Source organism: Halomonas sp. N3-2A, from assembly GCF_002216165.1.
Lineage (GTDB): Bacteria > Pseudomonadota > Gammaproteobacteria > Pseudomonadales > Halomonadaceae > Vreelandella.
This window is the reverse complement of sequence record NZ_CP022286.1, coordinates 1,292,514-1,317,345: the sequence shown is the minus strand read 5'-3', so window position 1 is coordinate 1,317,345 and position 24,832 is coordinate 1,292,514. Positions and strand designations below refer to the sequence as shown.

Genomic DNA, 24,832 nt, shown 5'->3' with positions numbered 1-24,832 from the left:
AGGAGACATGGCATGAGTCAACTGAAAACGAGCTTAGTGCAGTGCGATTTGCGCTGGGAAGATCCTCAGGCCAACCATGCGCATCTTGAGCGGCTATTAGGCGAATTAGATAGCCGCGATACCGATTTAATTGTGTTGCCAGAGATGTTTGCGACTGGCTTCACAATGAACTCACGGGAAATGGCCCAGCCCATGAACGCGAGCCAGAGCGTTGCCTGGTTACAGACGCAGGCCAAGGCGAGAGGCTGTGTAATGACCGGCAGCGTGGCCATTGTCGATGAAGGGCAATACTTCAACCGTATGGTATGGGCTACCCCCAGCGGTGACTTGCAGTACTACGATAAACGCCATTTATTTCGTATGGCCGGAGAGCATGAACGCTATGGTATGGGCAATGGCCGGAAGATCGTTGAACTGAAAGGTTTCAGGCTGCTATTGAGCGTATGCTATGACCTGAGGTTTCCCGTTTGGATGCGCCAGCAGCCAGCAGAGGGCGAACATTTCGAGTATGATGCCGCGCTGTGTGTGGCGAACTGGCCTGCACCCCGGCGTCACCCATGGCGCACGCTTTTACAAGCGCGTGCAGTTGAAAACCTAGTTTACGTAGTGGGTGTCAACCGCGTCGGTGAAGATGCCAAAGGACTCGCCTATAGCGGCGATTCCATGCTGGTCGATTTCAAAGGGGAACCGCTGATCGACCACCCTGCAAACTCTCCGTTTATTGAAACGGGGACGCTAAATAAAACGGACCTAGATGCTTTTCGAGAAAAATTTCCTGCCTGGCAAGATGCCGACCGCTTTTCGCTTCTGCCAGGAGTGGGTCAATAATGCGCCTTGATCGCTTTTTGAGTGAAACAACCCCGTTGACGCGCAGCCTAGCAAAGCGGGCGTTAAAAAATGGCGAGGTGACCCTGAATGGCGAGCCCATCAAGCAGTCGGCGACCCAAATTGACACCCAGAACGACGAAGTAAAGTTCAATGGTGAGACGCTAGCGCTGGTTGGGTTGCGTTACCTGATGATGCATAAGCCGCTGGAAGTAGAGTGCACTGCCCGCCGTGGGCTCTACCCAAGGGTGATTGACCTCATTGATCTACCCAAAGTAGAGCGACTGCAGCCGGTAGGGCGGTTGGATGTAGATACCACCGGCTTGTTATTGCTCACTGATGATGGCCAATGGTCCCATCGTGTCACCTCGCCGCGCCATCGCTGTGCCAAGGTATACATTGCAGAGTTGGCGGAGCCTATGGAAGGTAGCGCCGCTGAGTGGGCCATTAACCAAGTAGAGGAAGGACTTCTACTGGATGGTGAAGAAACGCCAACGCAACCTGCCGTGCTGAGGTTTATTACTCCTCAGCAAGCGGAATTGACCATTACTGAAGGGCGCTATCATCAAGTGAAGCGCATGTTTGCAGCCCTAGGCAATCACGTCAATGCGCTTCATCGCCGTTCGATTGGTGATGTGGTGTTGCCAGATGACCTAGCACCTGGTGAATGGCGGGAGCTAACGCCTGAAGAAATTGCCAGCTTCTAAACACACTTAGCGTCACTGCTAGTGGATAAAACGCCCCGGTCAGCACACACCCGTGCCAAGGCCGGGGCGTTTTTATTATGAACAATGAATTTTTATACCGTTATCTTGCTTCTGCGTTCATGCGTGGCCAGCTTGGAAAGTGCCGAGACAAACGTTTATGTTTACCAGGTAGCTAGTGCAAGTGGGCAGCTTCTATCAATGCTTTGGTATAGGGATGCTGTGGGGCGGCGAGCACTTCAAGGCAATCCCCTTGTTCTACTACGTCGCCATCTTTTAGCACCATAATGCGGTGGGCCATAGCGCGCACCACGGCAAGATCATGGCTGATAAACAGGTAGCTTAGTTGGCGGCGTGCCTGAAGTTCGCGCAGCAGCGTGACCAGCTGTTTTTGTACTGTTCGATCTAACGCTGAGGTTGGTTCGTCCAGTACCAGTAGCTCAGGTTCTAGGATAATTGCCCGTGCCACCGCTATGCGCTGGCGCTGTCCCCCCGAAAACTCATGAGGGTAACGGGCAGCACAGCTTTCCGGCAGACCCACTTCTCGCAGCGTACGATGCACGCGTTCGGTGACTTCTGCATTGGTCAAGTTAGGGTAATGAAACTGCAGGCCTTCACTGACAATATCAAATACCGGCATGCGCGGAGAAAGCGCTCCGTAAGGATCTTGAAAAACCATTTGTAGCCGATGGCGCTGGCGTCGAAGCGTGTCGCCAGAGAGCTGACTCAACGTGGCATTGCCCAGTATCACCTCACCTTGGCTAGCGACTAATCGCATAACCGCTGACGCCAGCGTCGTTTTTCCAGAGCCTGATTCGCCGACAATGCCCAGCGTTTCGCCAGGAGCGATGGTTAGGTCGGTGGCTTTCAGGGCTTCAAAAGCGGGTGGCTGGCGCTGAAAAAGTCCTGTTCTCGGGCGCTTGAAACTCACGCTAAGCTGGCGTGTGGTCAAAAGCGGCGTGGTATCAGCAGGCTCAGCAGGCCGGCCTTCTGGTTCGGCGGCAATGAGGGCTTTGGTGTAGTCGCTTTGGGGATTATTAAATACATCGGCAACGCTACCGGTTTCCTGGATTTTCCCTTGATACATGACACATATCCGGTCTGCGTGGCGGCGTACCAAATTTAAGTCGTGACTGATAAACAGCACACCCATACCGTGATGATCGCGGAGTTCTTTCAGCAGGGCTAAAATCTCTTGCTGAACGGTCACATCGAGCGCCGTCGTTGGCTCATCCGCAATCAGCAGTGCCGGATTATTGGCAATGGCCATGGCGATCATTACCCGCTGGCGCTGACCGCCAGAAAGTTGATGTGGCCAAGCGTCAAGCAGTTCGTCAGGACGCGGTAGTTTGACTTGTTCTAACAGTGCCTTGGCCCGTATACGTGCAGCCTGCCCGCTAAGGCCCTGGTGTAAACGAAGGGTTTCGCCTATTTGCTTGCCAATGCGGTGAAGCGGGTTGAGCGACGTCATCGGCTCTTGGAAAATAAATCCCACCTGATTACCGCGTATACCATTCCAATCACGTTTGCCTAGTTGATTAAGATCGGTCTCTTCTAACCAGCGCTGACCACTTATCTTAGCGTTGTCAGGCAGTAAATTAATCGCGCCCAGGGCAGAGACCGACTTGCCCGAGCCAGATTCCCCCACGATAGCGAGCGTTTCGCCCGCATTGACAGTGAGAGAGAGGGAATCGACAACGACATTGCCATCGAAGGAAACACAAAACTCGCTTAAGCGCAGTAGTGGTTGGGCATTGTTTGCGTGACTAGGCATGCTTGGTTTCCTGGGCGGGTGACTGTTGCTGCTTCACATGTCGCGGGTCGAAGGCATCGCGAAGCCCTTCACCAATAAACACCAGTAGTGAGAGCATAATGGCAAGCGTCATAAACGCGGTGATGCCAAGCCATGGAGCATGTAGGTTGTTTTTGCCCTGTGCCGCTAGTTCGCCAAGTGAAGGTGCGCCGGGTGGCAGGCCAAAGCCTAAAAAGTCCAGCGCGGTGAGCGTGCCAATGGCACCAGTGAACAGGAAGGGGATAAACGTCAGCGTGGCTACCATCGCGTTAGGTAGCACGTGGCGCCACATAATCAGCCGAGAAGGGAGTCCCATGGCCTTGGCTGCACGCACGTACTCAAGATTGCGTGCACGCAAAAACTCGGCGCGTACGATATCAACCAGTCCCAGCCACGAAAACAACAGCATGATGCCCAGTAACCACCAGAAACCGGGCTGCACAAAACTGGCCAATATAATCAGCAGAAATAGCACCGGTAACCCAGACCAGATTTCTGTGATGCGCTGTCCGATGAGGTCTACTTTGCCGCCAAAATAACCCTGCACACCGCCCGCCACCACGCCCAGGACCAAGGAGCCTGCGGTGAGCGCCAGAGCAAAGGCAACCGATAGTCGAAACCCGTAAATGACTCGCGCTAATACATCACGCCCTTGATCATCGGTACCCAGCCAATGGCGCCTATCTGGTGGTGCAGGCGAAGGTCGTGTCATCAGCATATCGAGGGTTTGGTAGGAGTAGGGAATAATCGGCCATAGCGCCCAACCGTGGTCGCTAATTTGCTGTTGGACAAAGGGGTCTAAGTAGTCGGTACGGGTGGGTAAGAAACCACCGAATTCGGTTTCCGGATAATCGACCAGTAGCGGTATATACCACTGTCCGTCATATTTCATTACGAGAGGTTTGTCGTTGGCGATGAGTTCAGCAAATAGGCTGACAATAAACAGAACACCAAATAGCCACAGCGATACTCGGGCGCGGCGATTGGCCTTAAATGCTGCTAGGCGACGCAGCGTAATCGGCGAAAGACGCGAGCTGATAAATGTCATGTTTATGACTCCCTCGACGCAAAATCAATGCGTGGGTCTACCCATACATAGGTCAAGTCGGATATTAGCTTTAGCAGCAGCCCGATCACCGTATATAGAAATAGTGTTCCGAAAATGACGGGGTAGTCTCGCTGCATTACTGCCTCAAAGCCTAATAAACCGAGGCCATCCAAGGAAAAAATTACCTCGATGAGCAGTGCGCCGGTAAAGAAAATGCCAATCATTGCAGAGGGTAACCCCGCAATGATGATCAGCATGGCGTTACGGAAAACATGGCCATACAAAATACGCTGCTCGTCGGCACCTTTGGCCCTGGCTGTCAGCACGTACTGCTTATGAATTTCATCCAAAAAGCTGTTTTTGGTCAGCATGGTGAGGGTGGCAAAACTGCCAATCGCGGCAGCCAGTACCGGTAGGGTGATATGCCAGAAGTAGTCTTTAATTTTGCCCCAAGCGGATAGCTCGGAAAAATCGGGCGATGTTAAGCCGCGTAGAGGAAACCAATCAAGGTAAGTGCCACCAGCAAACACGACAATAAGCAGAATGGCGAACAAAAAGCCAGGAATGGCATAGCCTACGATCACTAGGCCTGAGGTCCAGACATCAAAGCGAGAGCCGTGTCGTAGCGCTTTGCGGATGCCTAAAGGAATAGAAATGAGATAGACCAGCAGCGTTGTCCATAAGCCTAATGAAATAGAGACAGGCAGGCGCTCGATCATCAGTTCAATCACCGGTCGGTCACGGAAAAAGCTGGTGCCGAAATCGAAGGTGAGATAGTCCACCATCATGCCGATAAACCGTTCATGAGCAGGTTTGTCAAAGCCAAATTGCTGCTCTAATTGCTCGATAAAGCGTGGATCGATTCCACGTGCGCCCCTAGAGTCATCGCTAACTTGTACATCAGCGCCCCCCATATCCAGGCGTGTGCTTGCCATGGCATCGGCCCCTTCAAAGCGGGCCAACATTTGGTCAATGGGTCCCCCAGGGGCAGCCTGAACAATCATGAAGTTAAGCAGCATGATGCCGAACAGGGTCGGGATCATCAGTAGCAGTCGGCGTAAGGTATAACGTGCCACAGCGCGCTCCATGAGTAATTGGGGGCCAAAAGTTATTGCCGGTAAGCTGTTATAACTATGTTGAATGAATCTATGTTTGATGAATCTAGGTTGGCGGAATCAGCGGCGTCGATGACGGCGTTGTAGTTCTGCTTCTCGGTCGGTGTTTACCCACCAAGCGTCTATATCCATGGCATAAGCTGGAAACGGTTCTGGGTAGCCAAATTTATCCCACACAGCAATCCGCGTTTCGCCTGAATGATAGTGCGGAATGACATAAAAGCCCCAGCGCAGCACGCGATCAAGCGCTTGTGTAATGGTATCTAGCGTTTCACGGTCATCGGCACGAATCAGCTGCTCCACCAGCGCATCGACAGCAGGGTGGGCAAGGGCCATGCGATTACGACTTTGGGGTGCCTCCGCGGCAGCACTGGTCCAAAAATCGCGCTGTTCATTGCCAGGATTATTAGACTGAGGGAAGTGGCTGATGACCATGTCGTAATCGTAGCTGCGCACTCGGTTAAGATATTGATTGATATCGACAATGCGTAGCGACGTTTGAACCCCAAGGCGTGCCATATTGCGTAGCATGGGTTGCACAACACGCTCCAGGCCAGCATCGTAGAGCAGTACTTCCAGGGTAAGCGGTCGGCCTGTTTCACCGTGCACCAACACACCATCTTCTACGCGGTAGCCAGCCTCGCGCAGCAGATCAAGCGCAAGCCGCAGGCGTTCACGCAGCTCTGTGGGGTGTTCAATGGGCAGCGGGTCGGTGAACAGTCGTTCTGAATGATGGGAGTCTATCAACGCTTCACGAAAAGGTTCGAGTAGCGCAAGTTCTTCTTCTGATGGCGTTCCAGTAGCTTCCATTTCAGAATTTTGAAAAAAGCTTTCCGTGCGCCGATAGGTGCCATAGAAAATATTGGTGTTGAGCCAGGGGAAATCAAACGTGAGGCTCAGTGCTTCTCGCACCCTTGGGTCCTGAAACTTTTCTTCGCGTAAGTTGAAGACAAACGCCTGCATCATGGAGGGGTTAACATCAGGCACGGTAATCCGTTTAATTAAGCCGTCTCGGTAGGCAGGAAAATTATCATAGCCAATGGCCCAAGTAGCAGCGCGTGCATCAGTCCTGAAGTCGGTAAGGCCTGCTTTGAAGGCTTCCCAGGCAATATCGCGGTCGCGGTAGTACTCATAAACAAGACGGTCGATGTTGTAGCGACCCACATTGACGGGCAAATTCTTACCCCAATAGTTGTCATCTCGCTGATAGACAATTCGCCGTCCAGGGTCTACCTCGCTAATGCGATAGGGACCTGACCCAGGGTGTGCATCCAGAGTCGGAGAGCTGAAGTCGCGGGGTTCCCAGTAGTGACGGGGTAAGATGGGCAACTGGGCCACAATCAGTGGCAGCTCGCGTGACTCAGTGTCGTTAAATTCAAAGCGCACTTGATGATCGTTTAAGGCGATAACGTGTTCGACACCGGCGTAATAGCTACTGTAGAAGGGGTTACCTTGTTCACGCAGCAGGTTTAGTGAGAACACCACATCATAGGCCGTTACCGGCTCCCCGTCCTGAAAGCGAGCCTCTGGGCGCAAATCGAACTCTATCCACCGACGTTCCGGATCCAGGCGGACGCCTTCTGCCAGCAGCCCGTACAAACTGAAGGGCTCGCCAGGATTACTGGCCATCAACGAGTCATAAATTTGAGAAATACCGGTAGCAGGCGTGCCGCGAATAATAAACGGGTTGGTAGAGTCGAAACTGCCCCCCACGGCGGTACGGGTAATCGTTCCGCCCTTGGGGGCGGACGGATTAACATGGGGGAAGTAGGCAAAATCGGGAGGTAGCTGCGGGCTATTGTAGAGAGATAGCCCGTGTACGGTCTCGACGGGGGTGGCGGTGTTGTTTTCGACGTCGTTTTCAGAAGCCAACAGCGACAGGCTCAACAGCAAGCCGCTGGTTAACAAAAGTACTTTGGTAAACAACACACCGCGTGGCATTGGTAACTTCCTGTAGCAACGAAGGCTTAGAAACTGGGCTTAGCACCTTAACTTAGACCTGGGCTTTAGAACCTTAGACACAACTGCTGAGTCACAGTAGCGGCGCTAATAGTAACTGAGACATGGCCAAGAAAGATTAATAAAGACTGCGTTTTAAACCTAGTTAACAAAGCCTGGTTAGATTCCCCACATTACCGTCCTGAAAGCGTCAGCAGTTGACCAGGCTTCAGTACCTCTGGGCGTTCAATCGCATTCCACCTGATCAAGTCTTGTTGAGTGACATTATAGCGTGACGCAATCACTGAAAGGTTATCGCCACTTTCAACGCGGTGAACGCTTGGTGTGCTGGTTGACGCTAATGCAGTACTGTTTGATTGCGAAAGCTGAGCTAACATCTGAGTGTCGACTTCTTCAGGCACAAGTAACGTCTGGGCGCTGCGTGGGTCAAGGCTGCCATTTAGCAAGCCAGGGTTTAGCTCGGCCAGCGCGGATTGACTAACATCCAGAAGCTGAGAGGCCTGTGCCAGGCTAACTGGCTGCTCAAGCTGAACTTTGGCAAAAGCGGGATCAGGATGAATGTCGGGAAGCGAAACCCCGTACTGTTCTGGATTGTTGATGATCGTCGCAATGGCTTTAAGTTTGGGAACGTACTGCATCGTTTCGTGGGGCAGTGATAGTTCCCAGTAGTCGCCTGCAAGGCCTTGGCCCTGAGCTTGACGTTGCGCGCGGTTAACGGTGCCAGCCCCGGCATTGTAAGCGGCCAGCGAGAGCATCAGGTCACCCTCGTACCACTCATCTGCCTGCATTTCCAGGTAATCAAGCGCTGCTGCGGTAGACGTCACGACGTCTAAACGTCCATCGTAGTTGCCGTTGCGAACCAGCCCTAATGCATCTCCGGTGCCCGGCATAAACTGCCAAAGCCCAGCGGCTCCTCGATGGCTTCGGGCGCTGGGGTCGAAAGAACTCTCAACAAACGGAATCAGCGCGATCTCACCAGGAAGGCCACGCTCGCTCACTTGCTGGGTGATCCAGGCAAGCCAGGGGGTTGCTCGTTCCGTGATGGCGACAATATTTTGCGGGCTGGAACGGTAGTACTCTATCCACTTGTCGACACGTGCTTGAGCATCGGCGGGGAGATTTTTTTCCTGCCACTGGAAGCTGTCACGTAATGTGCTCCAGGCATCTTGGGGTTGTAGCTCAAGCGCTTCCCAGAAGTGATGCTGAAAGGCATTGGGGCGGAAGTCGGGTGAAGCGGGCGCGTCATTGAGGGCGCTGTTAGGCTGGTATGCTTCGGTAGTAGAGGCTTGAGAGCTGGCCGCTGCGGCTAAAAATAGGCTCACAATAACAGTGCTTCCAGCGCTTAGTAATAAGCGCTGGCGAATCGTTCGATAAGTCATAGTCGGTTCGTTTTTACTCGATAGCGTTCTTAAAAACGGTTCTTCCACTCGCGTAAAGTGGTGAACGTGGCGAGATCATCATCATTGACCCCATGTGTACCTACTGCTTGACGCACACTATCGGTGCTCACGCGCAAATAGGGGTTGATCTTCAGCTCGCGTCCTATCGTGCTGGGTAAGGTAGGTCGGTCTAATGCCCGAGCCTTCTCACACTCCTGCAGTGCATATTTAACGTCTTCGTTATCAGGATCTGCAGCACGAGCAAATGTTAGATTCGCTTGCGTATATTCATGCGCTGCAAAGACCAGCGTATCCTCTGGGAGTTCCGCTAAGGTTTGAAGAGATGCAAACATTTGCTCTGGCGACCCTTCAAATAAGCGGCCACACCCACCACAAAACAGCGTGTCGCCGCAGAAAAGTAGCGCAGGAATTCCTGGAGTGAAGTAACTCACGTGATCTAATGTATGCCCTGGCGTGGCCATGACTTCAAAAAGACGCCCCATAATACGTACTTCATCGCCGTGTCCTACCTGTTCATTAATACCTTCAATAGTAGGATTGGCGGGGCCAATAACCCGGGGCGAGAAGCGCTTAATCAACTCTGTAAGGCCACCCGTATGATCATGGTGGTGATGAGTGATTAAAATCGTATCAAGCGTTAAGGATTCACGCTCAAGAAACTCGATGACAGGTGCTGCTTCACCGGGATCCACCACGCAAACGCTTTGACTGGTATCCTGTCTTAATAGCCAAATGTAGTTATCGCTAAGTGCGGGAATCGGTGTCACGCTCATCATGGGCGAGATCCTTTAGTTCAAAAAAATAGACGCTAAATTAGACGCTTTCGAATGCGCTAACGCTGGCGTTCAAAACGTTAAAAAGCATTTACTGTGGAGGGAAGCGCTGTTCATGTCAACTTCGTCAACGGCAACTCGGCTCGCCCAGCAGATGGCGGAAAGCCAAGCGTACTGGCAAACAGAGGCTGGCCGTTCGCTATGGGAAACGCAGCGAGCGTGTTTGGGGCCGCTGGTTGAAGGGCGCAAAGGTGGCCACAGTTTAGAGATGAGTATGGGGCCGACGTTGATGACGATGTCGGCCATTCCTCATATCATTCGCTGGTCACCGACGAGAGCAATGGCGGAGACTTCGTCCACGTTAGTCTGCCCACCAGATCACTTTGCCTTACCAGACCGCAGTTTAGAGGTGGTGGTTATTCATCACTGGCTAGAGCATTTGCCAGATGCACATCACACATTACAAGAGGCTGCCCGGGTCACTTCCGATAGCGGTGTGCTAGTTCTGTTTGGTTTCAATCCGCTAGGATTGAACGGGTTAACCCAGCGTTGGCGTAAGCAGCAAGGGAATTTCCCTTGGAGCGGACAGTGGCGGACGGCTAGCCGTTTGCGCGATTGGCTGGCGTTTGTCGATTTTGACGTAGAACGCGTAGACTACTGCTGTTTTCGGGGGCCGATGAGCACCACCTGTGGAGAGCGCTGGGAAGCGTTGGGACGCAGGCATAATTTACCGTTGGGTGAAAGTTACATGATTCAAGCGCAGCGGCGACAACGCCATGCGCCGGTAGAGCGTCTTAAATTTGGGTTGCGTGCACCGATCACTCCCACTTCTCTGGGAGCTACACGAACCGGTGTTTCTGCGCGATACCACTCAGGTCAACGTCGTCTAGAAAAGGATAGTGAAAGTGAGTAAGCAAGCAACCGATGGGTTGCCTCGCGTTACGGTGTATACCGATGGGGCCTGTCGAGGAAATCCGGGCCCAGGTGGCTGGGGGGTAGTGCTGTCAAGCGGGCAGCATGAGAAGACGTTAAAAGGCTTCGAAGCAGATACCACTAACAATCGTATGGAATTAATGGCGGCCATTATGGCGTTGCGAACGCTAAATAAGCCGTGTGAAGTGGCTCTCTGGACCGATTCCCAGTATGTGCGCCAAGGAATTACTCAATGGATTCACAATTGGATTAAGCGAGGCTGGAAGACGGCGGCCAAGCAGCCGGTTAAAAACGCTGAGCTTTGGAAGACCCTTCACGAGGAAACACAGCGGCATCGTGTCGAGTGGCACTGGGTAAAAGGGCATAGCGGGCACCCCGGTAATGAGCGCGCCGATGCGTTGGCTAACGAAGCCATTGATGAGCATAACAGGAGAGCAGCATGCGCCAAGTGATCTTGGATACGGAAACAACCGGCATCGACCCAAAAGATGGTCACCGATTAGTGGAAATTGGTGCCGTTGAAATGATTAACCGGCGGTTTACAGGGCGCTCCTATCATCAATATATCAATCCTGAACGGCATATTGATGCTGAAGTCGTGGCGGTTCACGGTATTGATGACGCCAAGGTGGCGAATGAACCGGTGTTTGCCGACATAGCCGATGACTTCTGGGCATTTATAGCAGGAGCCGAGCTGGTGATTCATAACGCCCCCTTCGATGTGGGGTTTATTGATCACGAGCTGACCATGTTAAACCAGCGGCGACGGTCCCCCGCGTTAGGTCCTGTTAGTGAACATTGCCGCATTCTTGATACGTTGGTGATGGCTCGTCAGATGCACCCAGGCCAGCGTAATAGCCTCGATGCGTTATGCAAGCGTTACGACATTGATAACGGTCATCGTGTGTTGCACGGCGCATTGCTTGATGCCGAGATCCTAGCCGACGTCTATTTGGCGATGACCGGCGGGCAAACGGCGCTGACGCTTGATTCAGAAGCATCGTCAGGTGAGCAGCAAAACAATCAAGCCAATGAAGGGCTGTCGGTACAGCGTTTAGCGTTGACGCCAGGGCAACTGAGGGTCGTCCGGCCTAGTGAGGAAGAGCGCGCCGCTCACCAAGCTAAATGTCAGGCGCATCAATTGCGTTGGTTCGAGGGTGGTTGGTCTGAAGGTAATAATGCCGATGCTTAGACGAGAAATTCCCCATTATGCGCGAGAAGGTCGTGTTATCCGCGTGTCCCGAAGTCATCTAGCGCCAGCACCGTTGGCTGAAGGCGGTGAGTTGACGCCGTTACAGCCGACTCAACCGTGGGACGAGCGGATGCAGCCGCTGTGCTATTGGCACGATGAGCCGGTGGCGCTGTTAGTGGAAAGTAAGCCGGGTGAGGACTGGATAGATGGACGGCAGTGGCTAGGGGAGTTGACTGCCTCCTGGTTCAGCCTACTATCGACGGCGCTTCAGGTCGGTGCTTGGTTAGAGAACCATCGTTTTTGTGGGCGTTGCGGTGAGAAGGCAACCAAGTTGGAAGCTGAGTTTGCGATGCACTGTCATGCCTGTGGGCATCGTAACTATCCGCGCATTTCACCCTGCATTATCACGCTAGTCACCAGTGGGGAGGCGATGCTGTTAGCACGAAGCCCAAGATTCCCGCCCGGACGTTACTCGACACTTGCAGGCTTCATTGAGCCTGGAGAGTCTGCTGAAGAAGCGGTACATCGTGAGATATACGAAGAGGTGGGCGTGCATGTGGAAAACCTTCGTTACCACCAAAGCCAAGCGTGGCCATTTCCGCATTCACTAATGTTTGGTTTTTTTGCAGAAGCGACGACGCGGCGCATTCATATCGATGGTGTGGAGATTAGTGATGCCGCTTGGTTTTCGCCAAGGCAGTTACCTTCATTGCCACCACCGTACTCAATTTCACGTGAACTTATCGAAGCGCATCTCGCCCGCTGGCGTTGAATGCTCGCGGGCGAGAACGGGCATTATTTACTGGGAAACAGGCTGGTCAGCTTAGTGGCCAGCATAACATTGCCGGTAGCTTTCAGCTTACCCGTCATAAAAGCCGTCATGCCGTTGATATCGCCGCTCATGATGCCTTTAAGCGTATCTGAACTCATGCTTAGGCTTACAGAAGGATCGTCGTGTTCGCCTTCGTGTGCGTCCAGCGTTCCATCTTGGATCACCATGTAATGGCTGCCTGCGTCAGAGAAATGAAATTGAAATACCTCATCCATTCCTTTGGCAGCTTCTGGATTAAAGCGCGACTGAAGTTTATCTAACGTGTTCGATGACATTATAAATTCCCAAAAAATTATTTGGTCGTTAACCAAGCAGGTGTAAGGCGTTAGGTGAGTTAGTTTCTCACGACGCTATTAACGAGGTTATTTTAAACAAGTGTTTTAATCAAGCTAGATTGTCGAGTAGGAGAGAAGGTATGAGTGACTGGATGGTAGAGATGGGCACGTTTTTGATTCAAGCCACTTTGCTGATGGCGATGGTGGGCATCGTGCTGGCGTTAGTGTTGCGTAATAAGGAGAGTGGGGATAATAGCCTTAAGCTAAGCGTAGAGTCTCTCAATGACCAGCGGCGCTCTCGTGGCCGCAGGCTGCGCGTTACTACGACAGAACAAGGTGCACGCAAAAAACTGGTAAAAGCGTTTCGCCAAGAAGAGAAAGCAAAGCATAAGGCTGCCAAGCAAGGCAAAGGAGAGGCTCAGAGCGCTCAGAAGGTATGGGTGTTGGACTTTCATGGTGATCTCAAGGCTTCGCAAACTGAGCAGTTTGCTCAGGAAGTTTCTGCGATTATTGATGTTGCCGCAGCCGAGGATGAAGTTGTCGTGCGGTTAGAGTCGGCGGGCGGGCTCGTGCATGCCTATGGCTTAGCGGCAGCGCAGCTTGATCGTCTTCAAGCGGCAGGTTTAACCACAACGGTATGTATCGACAAAGTGGCCGCCAGCGGCGGCTATATGATGGCGTGTACAGCTAACCATATTAAAGCTGCGCCGTTTGCGGTGATTGGCTCTATTGGCGTTGTGGCTCAGGTGCCTAATATTCATCGCTTGCTAAAGCGCAATGATATTGATGTCGAACTGCTGACGGCGGGCAAATACAAACGAACCTTGACCGTGCTAGGGGAAAATACCGAAGAGGGTCGTGAAAAATTTATTGATGATTTAGAAAATACCCATCGGTTGTTTAAAGAGTATGTCTCTCAGCATCGTCCTGACATGGACATTGATGCACTAGCGACGGGTGAAATTTGGTACGGCAGTGAAGCGTTAGAACAGAAACTGACCGACAGCATTGGTACCAGTGAGGCGTATTTGGTAGAGCGCATGGCGCAGGCTCAGGTGTACAGCGTGAAGCTTGAACCGCCGAAAACCCTCAGCCGTAAGGTAGGCTTGGCTATGTCGGCGGGCGTCGAGCAAGCCATTGTTAAAGGGCTTGGTTTAATCGATGCGGCTGGTTGGCAGCGTCGATAGTCGATAGCTACTGTTAATAGCTGTTTGGCAGTTAGGCGGCGTAGTGGTGCGCCAGGGTGTCAATGATTGCCTTGGCGCTTTCACTACTTAATGAGTAGTAAATGGTTTGCGATTCGCGGCGAGTGTCGACCAACTGATCGCGGCGCAAAATTGCCAAGTGTTGGCTTAACGCTGACTGACTTAGCTCCAGTTGCTGATTGATTTGAGTGACTGAGAGCTCTTTTTCTGCCAGCAGACAGAGTATTTGGAGGCGTTTTTCGTTTGCCAATGCTTTAAGTAGATTAGTGCCCGCCTCAATGGCGTGGCAATCATGTTCCAGTAAACGGGCAGCGGCGCTAGTAGAAGCAGACATGAGGATCTCCTTGCCTACACGGTTGTGACAGCGTTGTTATAGGTTATTTAGGCATCGTCGCGTCGCGAGGATCAGTTGTTGAATGATCAGTAATTTAGCGGTATTTGTCCAAACGCTGGTTTAACGATCTATCAATGGTAGTGGTGTGGTGTTTTGTCGACAATGATGCTGGGTGTATAGCGCTTTAGTCGCGATTTATCCCATAGTATGAGGGTGTGGCGGCTGCTTACTTTATAAAGTGTCAACAATTGGTAACTTTCAATAACACAATAAAGTCAGGTCCCACCATGAGCCTCTATCAGCAAACGTATCAGCACTCAGTTGAACATCCCGAAACATTCTGGGCTGAGCAGGCCAAGCGGCTACCTTGGTTCAAATTTCCTTCCACAACTCTTATCTATGACGATCAGCAACATGCCCGTTGGTTTGACGATGGCGAGCTGAATATTTGCTACGCGGCGATCGATTACCACGTCGAGCAAGGCAGGGGTGACCAGCCTGCTATCCTATGGGATTCTCCCGTTACCCAGTCAAAGCAAACCATTACCTATCAAGCGTTGCGTGATCGTGTTGCGCAGTTTGCCGGAGGGCTTGCGCGCCTTGGTGTGACAAAGGGGGATCGAGTGGTTATTTACATGCCGATGGTGACTGAGGCGCTCATCGCAATGTATGCCTGTGCCCGATTAGGGGCGGTTCACTCGGTTGTGTTTGGAGGTTTCGCACCCCATGAACTGGCGGTGCGCATTGAAGATGCTGAGCCAAAAGTAGTGATTGCTGCTTCCTGTGGCATTGAAGTTGATAAAGTACTTCCTTACAAACCTATTGTTGATCAAGCCATTGCACTCAGCAGTTTTAAACCGGATGCCTGCGTCGTTTTTCAACGTGAAGCCCATCGTGCGGAACTCCATCAAGGCGACCATGATTGGCAAGCACTGGTAGCGGATGCGCCGTTTGCTGATTGTGTTCCCGTAAAAGCGACCGACCCACTCTATATCCTGTATACCTCTGGCACGACAGGTAAGCCCAAGGGGGTTATGCGAGACACAGGCGGATACGCGGTAGCGTTAGCCTATTCGATGGAAGCAATTTATGCCCTGAATCCTGGCGATGTGATGTTTACGGCGTCGGATGTAGGGTGGGTAGTGGGACACTCTTATATTGTGTATGCGCCACTGCTAAGAGGCTGCACCACAATCGTGTATGAGGGGAAACCCGTTAAAACACCTGATGCAGGCGGCTTTTGGCGGTTGATTGACGAGTACAAGGTTAAAAGCTTTTTCACTGCACCGACTGCCTTCCGGGCAATCAAAAAAGAAGACCCTGATGCCAAGCTGCTAGCTAATTACGATATCAGCAGTCTTGAACACTTATATGTAGCCGGTGAGCGCTTAGACCCACCGACGTTTCATTGGCTTGATGACCTGCTGGATGTACCGGTAATCGATCATTGGTGGCAAACTGAAACCGGCTGGCCTATTGCGGCAAACTTACCTGGCATTGAGTCTGCGCCCACCAAAGCAGGCTCGGCTACCTTTCCTGTACCTGGCTTTAACGTGCAAATTTTGGATCGTGACGGTGAGCAAACAGACCCAATGCAGCAGGGCAGCGTGGTTATTAAGCAACCGCTTCCACCTGGTTGCCTTTCCGGTATCTGGCATGATCCCCAACGTTTTCATAGTGCCTACATGGCAGCCTACCCAGGTTATTACCTGACTGGCGATGGTGGCTACTTCGATGAAGACGGGTACTTATTCATCATGGGTAGAACCGATGATGTGATCAACGTTGCCGGGCATCGACTTTCTACCGGCGAAATGGAAGAAATCGTCGGTGCGCACCCTGCGGTGGCTGAGTGTGCCGTGATTGGTATTCACGACGAGCTAAAAGGCCAACTACCCATCGGGCTGGTGATCACTAAAGATGGTTTCGATGGCGATGAAGCAACGCTTGAAGCAGAGCTGATCAGTCGAGTACGCGAGCACATTGGGCCGATTGCTTGCTTTAAGCAGGTGTTGGTCGTCAATCGATTGCCTAAAACCCGCTCGGGTAAAATTTTGCGCAAGTTGCTGCGTAATATTGCCGACGGTAAGTCGTTCGGCATTCCCTCAACCATTGATGATCCGACTAGCTTAGAAGACGTGCATGCGGCGATGCGCGAGCGTTCTGTCGGCGCGTCGGACCAAGCTAAGTCGCTAGACGTTTAGTTTAAAACGTTGCTAATAGCGTGATGAATAGAGTCGCCCCGGCAGGTGGGCGACTTTAATTACCTAGCGGAAGGCGTATAATGCGCGCCCCAGTGGCGTTAACCGCGCTTAAATGAGGGTTCCCTAACCCCTCGGACTTGCAAAAAAAGGCCAACCTGCATGTTTGCATTAACCGACACCCAGCACCGCCGTTGCCTTCTGGTAATGGTCGCGTTTCATATTGGCATCATTGCCGCCAGTAACTACTTGGTTCAATTGCCATTTACCCTGTTTGGTTTCCATACTACCTGGGGCGCGTTCAGTTTCCCCTTTATCTTTCTTGCAACGGACTTAACGGTTCGTTTGTTCGGGAAAGGGCCAGCTCGCTCAATTATACTGCGGGTCATGTTTCCGGCGTTGGTGGTTTCCTACGTTGTTTCGGTAATTTTTCCACGGGGAAGCTTTGTCGGTATCGAAGCCTTGGGTGAATGGAATCTATTTGTTGCCCGTATCGCGTTGGCTAGTTTCCTTGCTTACGTGCTAGGCCAGTTACTCGATGTTCAAGTGTTTGATCGTCTTCGTCAGTGGGCGTGGTGGGTAGCTCCCGTTTGCTCTACTGTATTGGGCAATCTAGCGGATACCTTTGCTTTCTTTGCGACCGCATTTTATAACAGCCCAGACCCTTTTATGGCCGAACATTGGGTAGAAATAGCCGTGGTCGACTACGCCATTAAGCTAGGCATTAGTCTATTATTCTTCCTGCCTTTATATGGTCTGTTGTTAGCGTGGCTAACGCGTCGGCTAGTCGTGTGGACAGGGCAAACTGACGCATCACCCCGTACCGCATAACGGCTAGGCTTAACGACCAAGCATAAATCCAAGCGTAACGACTGAGGAGCCCGCATGTCTGATGATGCCCGTGTTGATCTTTATGTGATCGATTTGCCCGACGAATCAGGTAGCGATGATCAACTACCTCTTGTGGTGATCCACGGTTTGTTGGGTAGCGCCGATAACTGGCGTTCGCATTTAAAGGTTTGGCAGCGCAGTAGGCGGGTCATTGCTGTGGATCTTCGCAACCACGGTCGTTCACCTCATGCAGAAGGAATGAGCTATACCGCGATGAGCCAAGACGTGTTGGCGGCGCTCGATAAGCTTGGGATCGAACGCGCACATGTATTGGGTCACTCCATGGGCGGTAAGGTGGCTATGACGCTGGCGCGTATGAGTCCTGAGTGCTGCGCGTCACTGATGGTAGCAGATATTGCTCCGGTGGCTTATCAGCACGGTCACGACGATGTGTTTGCTGCACTCGAACGGGTAAAAGCGGGTAAACCCACTAACCGCCGTGAAGCCGACACCTTATTGGCCGAGCATGTTGACTCCCGTCCAACTCGGCTGTTTCTTGCCACCAATTTAGTGCGCAATGAGCAGGGTGAGATGGAGGTGCGCGTTGGGTTGGATGAAATTCAACGTGGTTATGAAGCGATTATCGGCAAGCCTGATGGTGACCGCGCTTTCGAAGGGCCGACACTGGTGCTTAAAGGCGCTGATTCGCACTACGTCGCAGATGACATGCTGCCAGCGCTACGCGAAGTACTGCCACGCGCAAGAGTAGTAACACTTAAAAACGCCGGGCATTGGCTTCACGCCGATCAACCAGAAGCATTCCAGCAAGCCGTTGATGCATTTATGGCCGCCCACGCGTAGCCTGAAGGCAACGCTAAGTAACGGAGAGCTAGAGCGGCAACACCGTCAGGTTGTGCCGCTCTGGTTCGCGTAAAAAGCGGTTTAGGATGCGATAGGTATCCACATCAAATTTGGCAGCGACTCCCTTTAGCCCCAAGGCACGCTGTTTGGTCGTGGCGCTGCCGAAATAGCACCAGTGATCGACCACATGGTGGCTAGTTGGGCCATTTTTACGGCTTTTCTCGCGAATAATGATTCGCCCCGGCCAAGGCCATGTTTTTACTTGAAAAGATGCCAGTGCTTCTTGAGCACGCTGCGTGTGGTTTTCAAGTGGCTCCTGCCCGCAGCAGGCGCCTCGACACTTGCCTAACTGATTAGTAAAACACCGCCCTGTTCCCTTATCTAATCCGAGCACCTGCGGGCAAAGCTGATGTGTTTCGGCAATATTGCGCAGCGCATCTTTAGCTTCTTTGGCACTGCGAAACAGCCCAAAGAGCTTTCCCGGCTGAGGCTGGCTGATGGCTTTGCCGCTGACCAGTGTTGGGCAAGGTTGATCGGTTGGCCAATACCACGTTTTTAAATGCCCCTGACGGCGTAACTGTCGGTTCATAATCGGCATCAGCTCTTTGACCAGTTGAGCCTCTCTTAGCTGGGCGCTTAAATCGCCAGCGGTTTCTTCCCACTCAACGTGCTGTATTTGCTGGGCAAGGCGCATCTCTTTGTCGTCCTGGTGGTCGCGCTGGAAATGGCCAAGCACGCGGCTGCGTAAATTAATGCTTTTGCCAACGTACAAGGGAAGGCGGTTGTGACCATAAAACAAATAAACCCCTGGTGAAGCAGGAAGCCCGGTTAGTTGCTCACTGGGTAAATGTGCGGGCAGGCTTCGGTGGCGCTGCTCATCGGCAAGAGCGGCTTGCCAGCTGGCAGCGTCATACTGCTGTTGCCAGGTTTTCCAAAGCTGCCAAAGCGCAGTGGCATCATCCTCTGCCCGATGCTGGCGGGCTTGTGGAATGTTGAAATGCGCCAATAAGACGCGGAGATTGTGCTTGGGCAGTTCAGGCATTAAGCGGCGGGAAATGCGCAGTGTGCAGAGGAGGTGCGGCTGATAGGTAATACTGGCACGCTTGAACTCGTTACGCAGAAAGCTGGCATCAAAGCGTGCATTGTGGGCTACAAGACAGTCTTCACCGAGCCATTCTCGCAGGCTGTGCGCAATGGTCTTAAAAGAGGGCGCATCAATCAGCATATCATCATAAATGCCGGTTAGCTGGCTGATGTGAGAAGGCACGCTGGTGCCAGGATTAATCAGGCTGACCCAGCGATCCGTTATGTGATCATTGACTACCTTTAAGGCAGCAATTTCAGTAATGCGGTCACGCGTCGCACGGGTGCCCGTCGTCTCAACATCAATAAATATCAGTGGCGTGTTGCTCATGGCGCTTGCGTTATTACTACCTTATTTCAGCGTACATCGGTCAACGTATGAGGATTGACGGCTAGTCGGGCAACTGGCAAAGCTGTTTCGATAATACCTGCTTGCTCAAGATAGTGTTCGAATGATGCATAGCGTCGGGCATCAAGAGCCGCCGGGCTAATGGCAATGCGGCGTAATAGGTCGTCCCAGGCGGCTTCGTTAATCGCATTATCCAGTGCAGGGTAGCTATCAATCAGCAACGACCATGCTGCATCCGGGTTTTCAATAATCCAATTACTCGCCTCTTCCAAGGCCACAAGAACACGTGACCAAGTGGCTGCTTGTTTTGTTACTGAGTCGCTATGTGCCAGCAGTATCAAACCATCATGACGCGGCACGTCAACATCGTTGTAACGCACGGTGTGGGTGACAATGCCATCTGACGCCAGCTGTTGTGGCAGCGTGTGATAAAAGCCATCGGCGATGGCATCAACACGGCCTTCTCGCAGGGCGCCGGCAGCATCAAAATGGACGCTTTCCGGCGGGGCGAAATCGTCGATTTGGCGAAAGGAGGTAGGCACCAGCTGATCTGCCAGCACATCACGCCCTTCGCGGGTGGAAAAGCCATAGTGCAAACCTGCAAGTTGATCGGTAGTTTCGCCTGTTGGGACGTCTCCTGCCACGATGACAGCATTGAGTGGTGTCTCAATCAGCGTGCCAATACGGGTAATAGCGGCACCATCGTGAGCGTGTAAATGCAACAGCGGCTGACGCGTTAACGCCAGATCAACTTCTCCCGCCGTCAACAGTTTGATCGCGATGGATGGGTCTGCGGGGGTTAATAATTCAAGTTCAAGTCCTTGGGCAGCAAACAGGCCACGCTGCTTCGCCACAATTAAGGCTGCGTGCTGAGGGCTGACATACCAATCGAGCATTAGACGAAGCTGCTTTAAGGGGGGCGGCTCTAATGGCGGTGGTGGTATAAGCGCCATACTGGGCGCTTCTTCCGGCTCATTTTCTGCTGCGTCATTGTCTATAGGTGGCCATAGCCCAATGGGCAATGATACCTCGCTCTCAAGCGTAAGCGGCTCACTGCTACTAACTGTTTCGCTGTCTTCATTTGCGTAAGTGGCTGAAATTGAAAATAATAAAAAAATGCTTAATGTGAAGAATACAAGTGAACCGACACGCCAAAAAGCGTTCAACATAACCTTAACTCCCGATGGTATGACGCCGGAGTTTAGCTGTGAGATGAAGGATCTGGCTAGCCCCTGTAAGCGACAAGCCTAACAAGCCCAGTAAATTGTACAGTGGCATGTAATAATAGAACGGCATTGATGGTGAGACGGAGAGACATGGACGCAATTTACACGTTCTTCTTAGTAGGCGGTTCCCTGATGGCGCTCAGCATTTTAGCGAGCCGTCTTTCTTCAATGATGGGAGTGCCGCTGCTACTGATTTTCTTAGGACTTGGCATGCTGGCGGGGGAAGAGGGCCTGCTAGGGGTTGAGTTTGACGATTACACCATGGCGTTCACGATTGGCCATCTAGCGCTCGCGATGATTCTGCTGGATGGCGGCCTTCGCACTCGATTAAAAACGTTCCGTGTCGGCTTTAGGCCAGCTCTCTCGTTAGCCACCTTTGGCGTCTTTATCACCAGCGCTATTGTTGGTGTCATTTCCATGTGGGTGTTTGATCTTTCCCTAGTACAAGGATTACTTGTTGGGGCAATTGTTGGCTCCACCGATGCCGCAGCCGTGTTCTCGATGCTTAGCGGCCGTGGGGTTAATCTCAACGAGCGGGTAGGGGCCACGCTGGAAATTGAATCGGGTACCAACGACCCGATGGCCATTTTCCTCACGCTGATGTTAGTCGAGCTGTTGGTTGGTGATATTGGCGGCATTGGCGAAACACTGCTGTTCTTCATTTCCCAGTTTGGTATTGGTTTAGTTGTTGGTATCGGTGGTGGCTGGCTAAGCGCCAAGCTGCTGCGTTGGTTAGATCTAGCCCCGGGCCTTTATGCCATGCTAGCGCTGGCGCTTGGGTTTAGCGTGTTTGGGTTAACCAGCGTGCTAGGCGGCAGCGGCTTCCTGGCCATTTATTTAGCAGGGCTGATGATTGGTAATCAGCCTGGGCGCCATCTTAACTTTATTCTTCCGGTACACGACGGGTTGGCTTGGCTGAGCCAAATTGGTTTGTTCCTGGTGCTGGGCTTACTCGTCACTCCAAGCCAGCTCTGGGACGTGGCATTGCCAGCAGGACTCGTTGCGCTAGCACTGATTTTTGTCGCGCGCCCCCTGGCGGTATTGATCACTATTAAGCCATTTTTCAAATTCCGCTGGCGAGAAACCTTCTTTATTGCCTGGGTTGGCTTGCGGGGCGCGGTACCAATCGTGTTGGCTATCTTCCCGTTAATCGGCGGGGTGGAAAATGCTTCGTTGTACTTTAACGTAGCGTTTGCGGTGGTACTGATGTCGCTGCTTATTCAGGGCGGTTCGCTAACACTTATGGCGCGATGGCTGAAAGTAGAAGTACCCGTAGGTACCACGCCAAACCGCCGAGGGCCGCTAGGCATAATGCCGGATAATGATTTTGAGATGTTTGTTTACGTGGTCGAAAACGAAGATTTAGAAGATGTTCCTATCCGGCTACTGCGTTTCCCTTCGGGCGCATTGATTTCGGCGCTATTTCGCAACCACGTGATGCTTCACCCCAAAGGGAGTACGCGGCTAAAGCTTGATGATGTCATTTGTGTCATTGGTCGCACCGAAGACCTCGTCGCGCTCAATCGCCTATTCAACGGCGATGCAAAGCTCAAACAAGAGCGGGCCTTCTTTGGTACCTTTACCTTGGATGGCGAAGCGCAAATGCAGGATATAGCTCAAGCCTACGGTTTAACCTTAAGCCCCGGTGAGCAGGACATGACGCTTGCGGAGTTTATCTCGCTACGCGTCGGCGGCCACCCAGTAGTAGGCGACGATGTCGACTGGCATGGCATTCACTGGGTGGTTAGTGAAATGGAAGGCGGTAACATTACCCGTGTTGGCTTAAGGCTCTACTAATTAATCGGAAAGGCGTTGACTTCCAAGGGAAAGCTGTTATTATACGCACCCATAAGCCGGAGGGATGGCAGAGCGGTTGAATGCACCGGTCTTGAAAACCGGCATAGGTTAATAGCCTATCCAGGGTTCGAATCCCTGTCCCTCCGCCAAAATATTAAGGGAATCAGCTACTTAGCTGGTTCCTTTTTTTGTTTCTAGGCGTCAAAAAAGGGCGAAAATATAACGAGGGGAACACCTGCCGTTATACTGCTTTCGCTAGACCAGTGCACAATAGACGAATGTCTAATCTTCTAAGAACTCTTCCGCTCCTAACGTACTTACCGTCAACACTCGCTTAGCACGTAGATAGACCTCAGTCGTTCGACGGTCGCTGTGCTGCAAATTAGTCATGGCGTCATAGCCTTGCTCATCAGCATCGGTCGCATGCTTAGCCCGGATATCATGCTCGGTGAATCGCTCGACGTGGCCTTCATGCATCGCCTTCCGCATTCCGTATTGCCAGCGACTGTGAAACTTATCCTTGTTGTAGGGCATACCGTCCCGCTTGCAGAACAATGTGGGGCCTTGCTTGCCACGGCCTAGGTTGTCGGCCTTTATCTCCTGCACTAAACGCCTCAGCTCATCATCCCAGGGAATGACGGCCTGCTTACCTGCCTTACTGCTGCGTAGCACGATACCGTCCGGCGTGAGTTGATCCAGACGAAGAGTGAGAAGGTCACGTTGGCGTAGTCCGGTTTTGTATTTCAGTAGGGCGTAGCGGCGTACCCATGGGGAAGTGAATTTCAGAAAGCGGCTAAACTCTGCGTGCGTGATATAGCGGTCACGCGGCTTGAGCTTGAACTTGGTCACCGGATCGGCGGGGTTGTGTTCGACAATTCCCCATCTCTGGGCGTACCTAAATATGTGCTTGAGCAATGCCAACTCGTGGTTGGCCTGCGTTTTGGACTGAACACCGCGGGCGTCCATATAACGATAAATGTCGTGTACCGATATATCGCTTGGCTCACAATCGGCAAACACAGCGCGCAGCTTTTTAAGCTCCTGCAGGTTGGAGCGTCGTGTTGCTTCAGCAGGCTTGGCGGGGATGATCTCAGCTTCATAGCGGTCGAATATGCGGCCCATGCCTGCTTTGGGGAATAGCCGCTCCTGCCACTGCTCATAGGCTGCTAGGGCTTCCTTAGCTGTTTCTCCTAGTCGTATCCAACTTTTGCCCACCAGTGCTTTCTGGCGGGCGTTGCATTTATAGCGCCATGCGCCACTTTTCCAATACACCCTGGGAATGCCTGGGTTTTCCTGCGTCATGCGTGTAAGGCCTCAAAATTAGGTCGTTTGGTTTCTGGCGCCTGGCTGAGATTTTCGCCGCACAGCACTTGCTCAACATGCCGACGGCCTACAATAAGTGCGCCACTGGCATTAATCTTCCAGCGCACTCCCATGGCATCAAGCGAGGCACATTGCTCCTTGGTTCGCTTGCGGCCAGTCAGGGTCTCTATCTCGCCTAGTGTTAATAACAGGTCCATAGTGGCGTCTCCTTTGGTGGACAGCGAGGCCCAAGCAGGGCCTACAGGCACAAAAAAACCGCCAGTTGGCGGCCTACTAATCGGAGGGAAAAATTAACACGGCGTTTCTGGCGGGGTTGATTTAGTTACTACGCGGTCATGAATGCGTTTGATGGTGTCCCACTCAATAGGAACGCGTTGCGTGAACTCACCGTGGCCGTAGCATATTTCGCAATCAACATCGGCTTCATCGTCACTCCAGCACTCTGGACATGTAATTTTTACAGATTCGCAAAACTCCCCCATGAGGGCGTACTTGTGACCAGACTCAGCCGTTATCTTGGTAGGCACCAAGCTGTAGCCTTCGGGGCAAGCGGCTTGCCATCCCTCCCAGGCACGCTGCACGCCTTCATCTAAGTATTCGCCTGCTAGCAAATAGTTATGGTTTTCGTCCGCTCGCGCTACCCACCAATTACGTGGCGGCTTAACTGCCCACGCCTCAAACCGTTCTCGCTGAGTCATAAAATCTCCGAGTATTAAAAAACCGCTCATTGGCGGCGGTAGTCTTTGAATAATCTGGTCGATAATCGCCAGTGAG

Annotated in this window: 24 protein-coding genes and 1 tRNA gene; 12 read left to right on the top strand and 13 right to left on the bottom strand. The window is 52.3% G+C overall.

Annotated features, from left to right (window positions below; genetic code table 11):
- Positions 1 to 12: 12 nt before the first annotated feature.
- On the top strand, positions 13 to 828 hold the full coding sequence (locus tag CEK60_RS06220; protein ID WP_089038296.1) for an amidohydrolase: 816 nt from the start codon (positions 13 to 15) through the stop codon (positions 826 to 828).
- Positions 828 to 1,532: a pseudouridine synthase gene (locus CEK60_RS06215; protein WP_089038295.1), complete on the top strand. Its 705-nt coding sequence runs from the start codon at positions 828 to 830 to the stop codon at positions 1,530 to 1,532. Before CEK60_RS06220 ends, CEK60_RS06215 begins: the two co-directional genes overlap by 1 nt.
- Positions 1,533 to 1,704: 172 nt before the next feature.
- On the opposite strand, the gene CEK60_RS06210 is transcribed toward CEK60_RS06215, so the two are convergent.
- The 6 genes from CEK60_RS06210 to gloB all read right to left on the bottom strand — a co-directional run bounded on the left by CEK60_RS06210 (position 1,705) and on the right by gloB (position 9,619).
- Positions 1,705 to 3,303 (bottom strand): ABC transporter ATP-binding protein, encoded by a 1,599-nt coding sequence (locus CEK60_RS06210; protein ID WP_089038294.1) that lies wholly within the window; start codon positions 3,301 to 3,303, stop codon positions 1,705 to 1,707.
- The gene (locus CEK60_RS06205) at positions 3,296 to 4,369 is read right to left on the bottom strand and encodes an ABC transporter permease (RefSeq protein WP_089038293.1); all 1,074 of its coding nucleotides are present in this window, start codon (positions 4,367 to 4,369) and stop codon (positions 3,296 to 3,298) included. The genes CEK60_RS06210 and CEK60_RS06205 overlap by 8 nt, the downstream gene beginning before the upstream one ends.
- Positions 4,370 to 4,371: 2 nt before the next feature.
- Positions 4,372 to 5,445, bottom strand: a complete 1,074-nt coding sequence (locus CEK60_RS06200) for a microcin C ABC transporter permease YejB (protein ID WP_089038292.1) — start codon at positions 5,443 to 5,445, stop codon at positions 4,372 to 4,374.
- 99 nt (positions 5,446 to 5,544) lie between these two features.
- On the bottom strand, positions 5,545 to 7,425 hold the full coding sequence (locus CEK60_RS06195) for an extracellular solute-binding protein (RefSeq protein WP_089038291.1): 1,881 nt from the start codon (positions 7,423 to 7,425) through the stop codon (positions 5,545 to 5,547).
- A gap of 191 nt (positions 7,426 to 7,616) precedes the next feature.
- Entirely contained in the window at positions 7,617 to 8,822 is a 1,206-nt protein-coding gene (locus CEK60_RS06190; RefSeq protein ID WP_089038290.1) for a transglycosylase SLT domain-containing protein, read from the bottom strand.
- Between the two features lie 29 nt (positions 8,823 to 8,851).
- Entirely contained in the window at positions 8,852 to 9,619 is a 768-nt protein-coding gene (gene gloB / locus CEK60_RS06185; RefSeq protein WP_089038289.1) for a hydroxyacylglutathione hydrolase, read from the bottom strand.
- Between the two features lie 112 nt (positions 9,620 to 9,731).
- Between gloB and CEK60_RS06180 the strand changes: the two genes are divergently transcribed.
- From CEK60_RS06180 to nudC, 4 genes are read left to right on the top strand one after another with little or no spacing between them, the layout of a single operon-like run.
- Positions 9,732 to 10,529, top strand: a complete 798-nt coding sequence (locus tag CEK60_RS06180) for a class I SAM-dependent methyltransferase (RefSeq protein WP_089038288.1) — start codon at positions 9,732 to 9,734, stop codon at positions 10,527 to 10,529.
- The gene (gene rnhA / locus CEK60_RS06175) at positions 10,522 to 11,001 is read left to right on the top strand and encodes a ribonuclease HI (protein WP_038484029.1); all 480 of its coding nucleotides are present in this window, start codon (positions 10,522 to 10,524) and stop codon (positions 10,999 to 11,001) included. The genes CEK60_RS06180 and rnhA overlap by 8 nt, the downstream gene beginning before the upstream one ends.
- The gene (gene dnaQ, locus CEK60_RS06170; RefSeq protein WP_089038287.1) at positions 10,989 to 11,741 is read left to right on the top strand and encodes a DNA polymerase III subunit epsilon; all 753 of its coding nucleotides are present in this window, start codon (positions 10,989 to 10,991) and stop codon (positions 11,739 to 11,741) included. Before rnhA ends, dnaQ begins: the two co-directional genes overlap by 13 nt.
- Positions 11,734 to 12,513: an NAD(+) diphosphatase gene (nudC, locus tag CEK60_RS06165; RefSeq protein WP_038484035.1), complete on the top strand. Its 780-nt coding sequence runs from the start codon at positions 11,734 to 11,736 to the stop codon at positions 12,511 to 12,513. Before dnaQ ends, nudC begins: the two co-directional genes overlap by 8 nt.
- Before the next feature lie 23 nt (positions 12,514 to 12,536).
- On the opposite strand, the gene CEK60_RS06160 is transcribed toward nudC, so the two are convergent.
- Positions 12,537 to 12,848 carry an SCP2 sterol-binding domain-containing protein gene (locus tag CEK60_RS06160; protein WP_038484038.1) on the bottom strand — a complete coding sequence of 104 codons (312 nt, stop codon included), beginning with the start codon at positions 12,846 to 12,848 and terminating at the stop codon, positions 12,537 to 12,539.
- Between the two features lie 140 nt (positions 12,849 to 12,988).
- Here CEK60_RS06160 and sohB point away from each other — a divergent pair, with 140 nt between their 5' ends.
- Positions 12,989 to 14,035 carry a protease SohB gene (sohB, locus tag CEK60_RS06155; protein WP_089038286.1) on the top strand — a complete coding sequence of 349 codons (1,047 nt, stop codon included), beginning with the start codon at positions 12,989 to 12,991 and terminating at the stop codon, positions 14,033 to 14,035.
- Between the two features lie 31 nt (positions 14,036 to 14,066).
- Here the strand turns inward: sohB and CEK60_RS06150 are convergent, their stop codons facing one another.
- Positions 14,067 to 14,387, bottom strand: a complete 321-nt coding sequence (locus CEK60_RS06150; RefSeq protein ID WP_083004010.1) for an ArsR/SmtB family transcription factor — start codon at positions 14,385 to 14,387, stop codon at positions 14,067 to 14,069.
- A 287-nt stretch (positions 14,388 to 14,674) separates the two neighbouring features.
- Here CEK60_RS06150 and CEK60_RS06145 point away from each other — a divergent pair, with 287 nt between their 5' ends.
- The 3 genes from CEK60_RS06145 (at position 14,675) to CEK60_RS06135 (ending at position 18,280) form a co-directional block, all read left to right on the top strand.
- Complete coding sequence (locus CEK60_RS06145; protein ID WP_089038285.1) at positions 14,675 to 16,591, top strand: propionyl-CoA synthetase; 1,917 nt, start codon at positions 14,675 to 14,677, stop codon at positions 16,589 to 16,591.
- 159 nt (positions 16,592 to 16,750) lie between these two features.
- Positions 16,751 to 17,419, top strand: a complete 669-nt coding sequence (locus CEK60_RS06140; RefSeq protein WP_089038284.1) for a 7-cyano-7-deazaguanine/7-aminomethyl-7-deazaguanine transporter — start codon at positions 16,751 to 16,753, stop codon at positions 17,417 to 17,419.
- A gap of 54 nt (positions 17,420 to 17,473) precedes the next feature.
- Complete coding sequence (locus tag CEK60_RS06135; RefSeq protein WP_089038283.1) at positions 17,474 to 18,280, top strand: alpha/beta fold hydrolase; 807 nt, start codon at positions 17,474 to 17,476, stop codon at positions 18,278 to 18,280.
- A 28-nt stretch (positions 18,281 to 18,308) separates the two neighbouring features.
- On the opposite strand, the gene CEK60_RS06130 is transcribed toward CEK60_RS06135, so the two are convergent.
- Entirely contained in the window at positions 18,309 to 19,694 is a 1,386-nt protein-coding gene (locus CEK60_RS06130) for a 3'-5' exonuclease family protein (protein ID WP_089038282.1), read from the bottom strand.
- Positions 19,695 to 19,720: 26 nt separating this feature from the next.
- Positions 19,721 to 20,881, bottom strand: coding sequence for an ABC transporter substrate-binding protein (locus CEK60_RS06125; protein ID WP_089038281.1), 1,161 nt, complete (start codon positions 20,879 to 20,881; stop codon positions 19,721 to 19,723).
- Positions 20,882 to 21,028: 147 nt separating this feature from the next.
- Between CEK60_RS06125 and CEK60_RS06120 the strand changes: the two genes are divergently transcribed.
- Entirely contained in the window at positions 21,029 to 22,735 is a 1,707-nt protein-coding gene (locus CEK60_RS06120) for a potassium/proton antiporter (RefSeq protein WP_089038280.1), read from the top strand.
- A gap of 58 nt (positions 22,736 to 22,793) precedes the next feature.
- Positions 22,794 to 22,884 (top strand) — tRNA-Ser (locus CEK60_RS06115).
- A 133-nt stretch (positions 22,885 to 23,017) separates the two neighbouring features.
- Here the strand turns inward: CEK60_RS06115 and CEK60_RS06110 are convergent.
- The 3 genes from CEK60_RS06110 to CEK60_RS06100 form a co-directional block, all read right to left on the bottom strand.
- A complete protein-coding gene (locus tag CEK60_RS06110; protein ID WP_089038279.1) occupies positions 23,018 to 24,037 on the bottom strand; it encodes a tyrosine-type recombinase/integrase in 1,020 nt (339 codons plus the stop codon).
- Positions 24,034 to 24,255, bottom strand: coding sequence for a DUF4224 domain-containing protein (locus CEK60_RS06105; RefSeq protein ID WP_089038278.1), 222 nt, complete (start codon positions 24,253 to 24,255; stop codon positions 24,034 to 24,036). Before CEK60_RS06105 ends, CEK60_RS06110 begins: the two co-directional genes overlap by 4 nt.
- 93 nt (positions 24,256 to 24,348) lie before the next feature.
- Positions 24,349 to 24,756 carry a hypothetical protein gene (locus tag CEK60_RS06100; protein WP_089038277.1) on the bottom strand — a complete coding sequence of 136 codons (408 nt, stop codon included), beginning with the start codon at positions 24,754 to 24,756 and terminating at the stop codon, positions 24,349 to 24,351.
- Positions 24,757 to 24,832: the final 76 nt, after the last annotated feature.

What these genes read in the sequence shown, in the direction of transcription:
- CEK60_RS06220 (WP_089038296.1), top strand. Translation starts at nt 13, where the DNA reads ATGAGTCAACTGAAAACGAGCTTAGTGCAGTGCGATTTGCGCTGGGAA.
- CEK60_RS06215 (WP_089038295.1), top strand. Translation starts at nt 828, where the DNA reads ATGCGCCTTGATCGCTTTTTGAGTGAAACAACCCCGTTGACGCGCAGC.
- CEK60_RS06210 (WP_089038294.1), bottom strand. Translation starts at nt 3,303, where the DNA reads ATGCCTAGTCACGCAAACAATGCCCAACCACTACTGCGCTTAAGCGAG.
- CEK60_RS06205 (WP_089038293.1), bottom strand. Translation starts at nt 4,369, where the DNA reads ATGACATTTATCAGCTCGCGTCTTTCGCCGATTACGCTGCGTCGCCTA.
- CEK60_RS06195 (WP_089038291.1), bottom strand. Translation starts at nt 7,425, where the DNA reads ATGCCACGCGGTGTGTTGTTTACCAAAGTACTTTTGTTAACCAGCGGC.
- CEK60_RS06190 (WP_089038290.1), bottom strand. Translation starts at nt 8,822, where the DNA reads ATGACTTATCGAACGATTCGCCAGCGCTTATTACTAAGCGCTGGAAGC.
- gloB (WP_089038289.1), bottom strand. Translation starts at nt 9,619, where the DNA reads ATGATGAGCGTGACACCGATTCCCGCACTTAGCGATAACTACATTTGG.
- CEK60_RS06180 (WP_089038288.1), top strand. Translation starts at nt 9,732, where the DNA reads ATGTCAACTTCGTCAACGGCAACTCGGCTCGCCCAGCAGATGGCGGAA.
- dnaQ (WP_089038287.1), top strand. Translation starts at nt 10,989, where the DNA reads ATGCGCCAAGTGATCTTGGATACGGAAACAACCGGCATCGACCCAAAA.
- nudC (WP_038484035.1), top strand. Translation starts at nt 11,734, where the DNA reads ATGCTTAGACGAGAAATTCCCCATTATGCGCGAGAAGGTCGTGTTATC.
- CEK60_RS06160 (WP_038484038.1), bottom strand. Translation starts at nt 12,848, where the DNA reads ATGTCATCGAACACGTTAGATAAACTTCAGTCGCGCTTTAATCCAGAA.
- sohB (WP_089038286.1), top strand. Translation starts at nt 12,989, where the DNA reads ATGAGTGACTGGATGGTAGAGATGGGCACGTTTTTGATTCAAGCCACT.
- CEK60_RS06150 (WP_083004010.1), bottom strand. Translation starts at nt 14,387, where the DNA reads ATGTCTGCTTCTACTAGCGCCGCTGCCCGTTTACTGGAACATGATTGC.
- CEK60_RS06145 (WP_089038285.1), top strand. Translation starts at nt 14,675, where the DNA reads ATGAGCCTCTATCAGCAAACGTATCAGCACTCAGTTGAACATCCCGAA.
- CEK60_RS06140 (WP_089038284.1), top strand. Translation starts at nt 16,751, where the DNA reads ATGTTTGCATTAACCGACACCCAGCACCGCCGTTGCCTTCTGGTAATG.
- CEK60_RS06135 (WP_089038283.1), top strand. Translation starts at nt 17,474, where the DNA reads ATGTCTGATGATGCCCGTGTTGATCTTTATGTGATCGATTTGCCCGAC.
- CEK60_RS06130 (WP_089038282.1), bottom strand. Translation starts at nt 19,694, where the DNA reads ATGAGCAACACGCCACTGATATTTATTGATGTTGAGACGACGGGCACC.
- CEK60_RS06125 (WP_089038281.1), bottom strand. Translation starts at nt 20,881, where the DNA reads ATGTTGAACGCTTTTTGGCGTGTCGGTTCACTTGTATTCTTCACATTA.
- CEK60_RS06120 (WP_089038280.1), top strand. Translation starts at nt 21,029, where the DNA reads ATGGACGCAATTTACACGTTCTTCTTAGTAGGCGGTTCCCTGATGGCG.
- CEK60_RS06110 (WP_089038279.1), bottom strand. Translation starts at nt 24,037, where the DNA reads ATGACGCAGGAAAACCCAGGCATTCCCAGGGTGTATTGGAAAAGTGGC.
- CEK60_RS06105 (WP_089038278.1), bottom strand. Translation starts at nt 24,255, where the DNA reads ATGGACCTGTTATTAACACTAGGCGAGATAGAGACCCTGACTGGCCGC.
- CEK60_RS06100 (WP_089038277.1), bottom strand. Translation starts at nt 24,756, where the DNA reads ATGACTCAGCGAGAACGGTTTGAGGCGTGGGCAGTTAAGCCGCCACGT.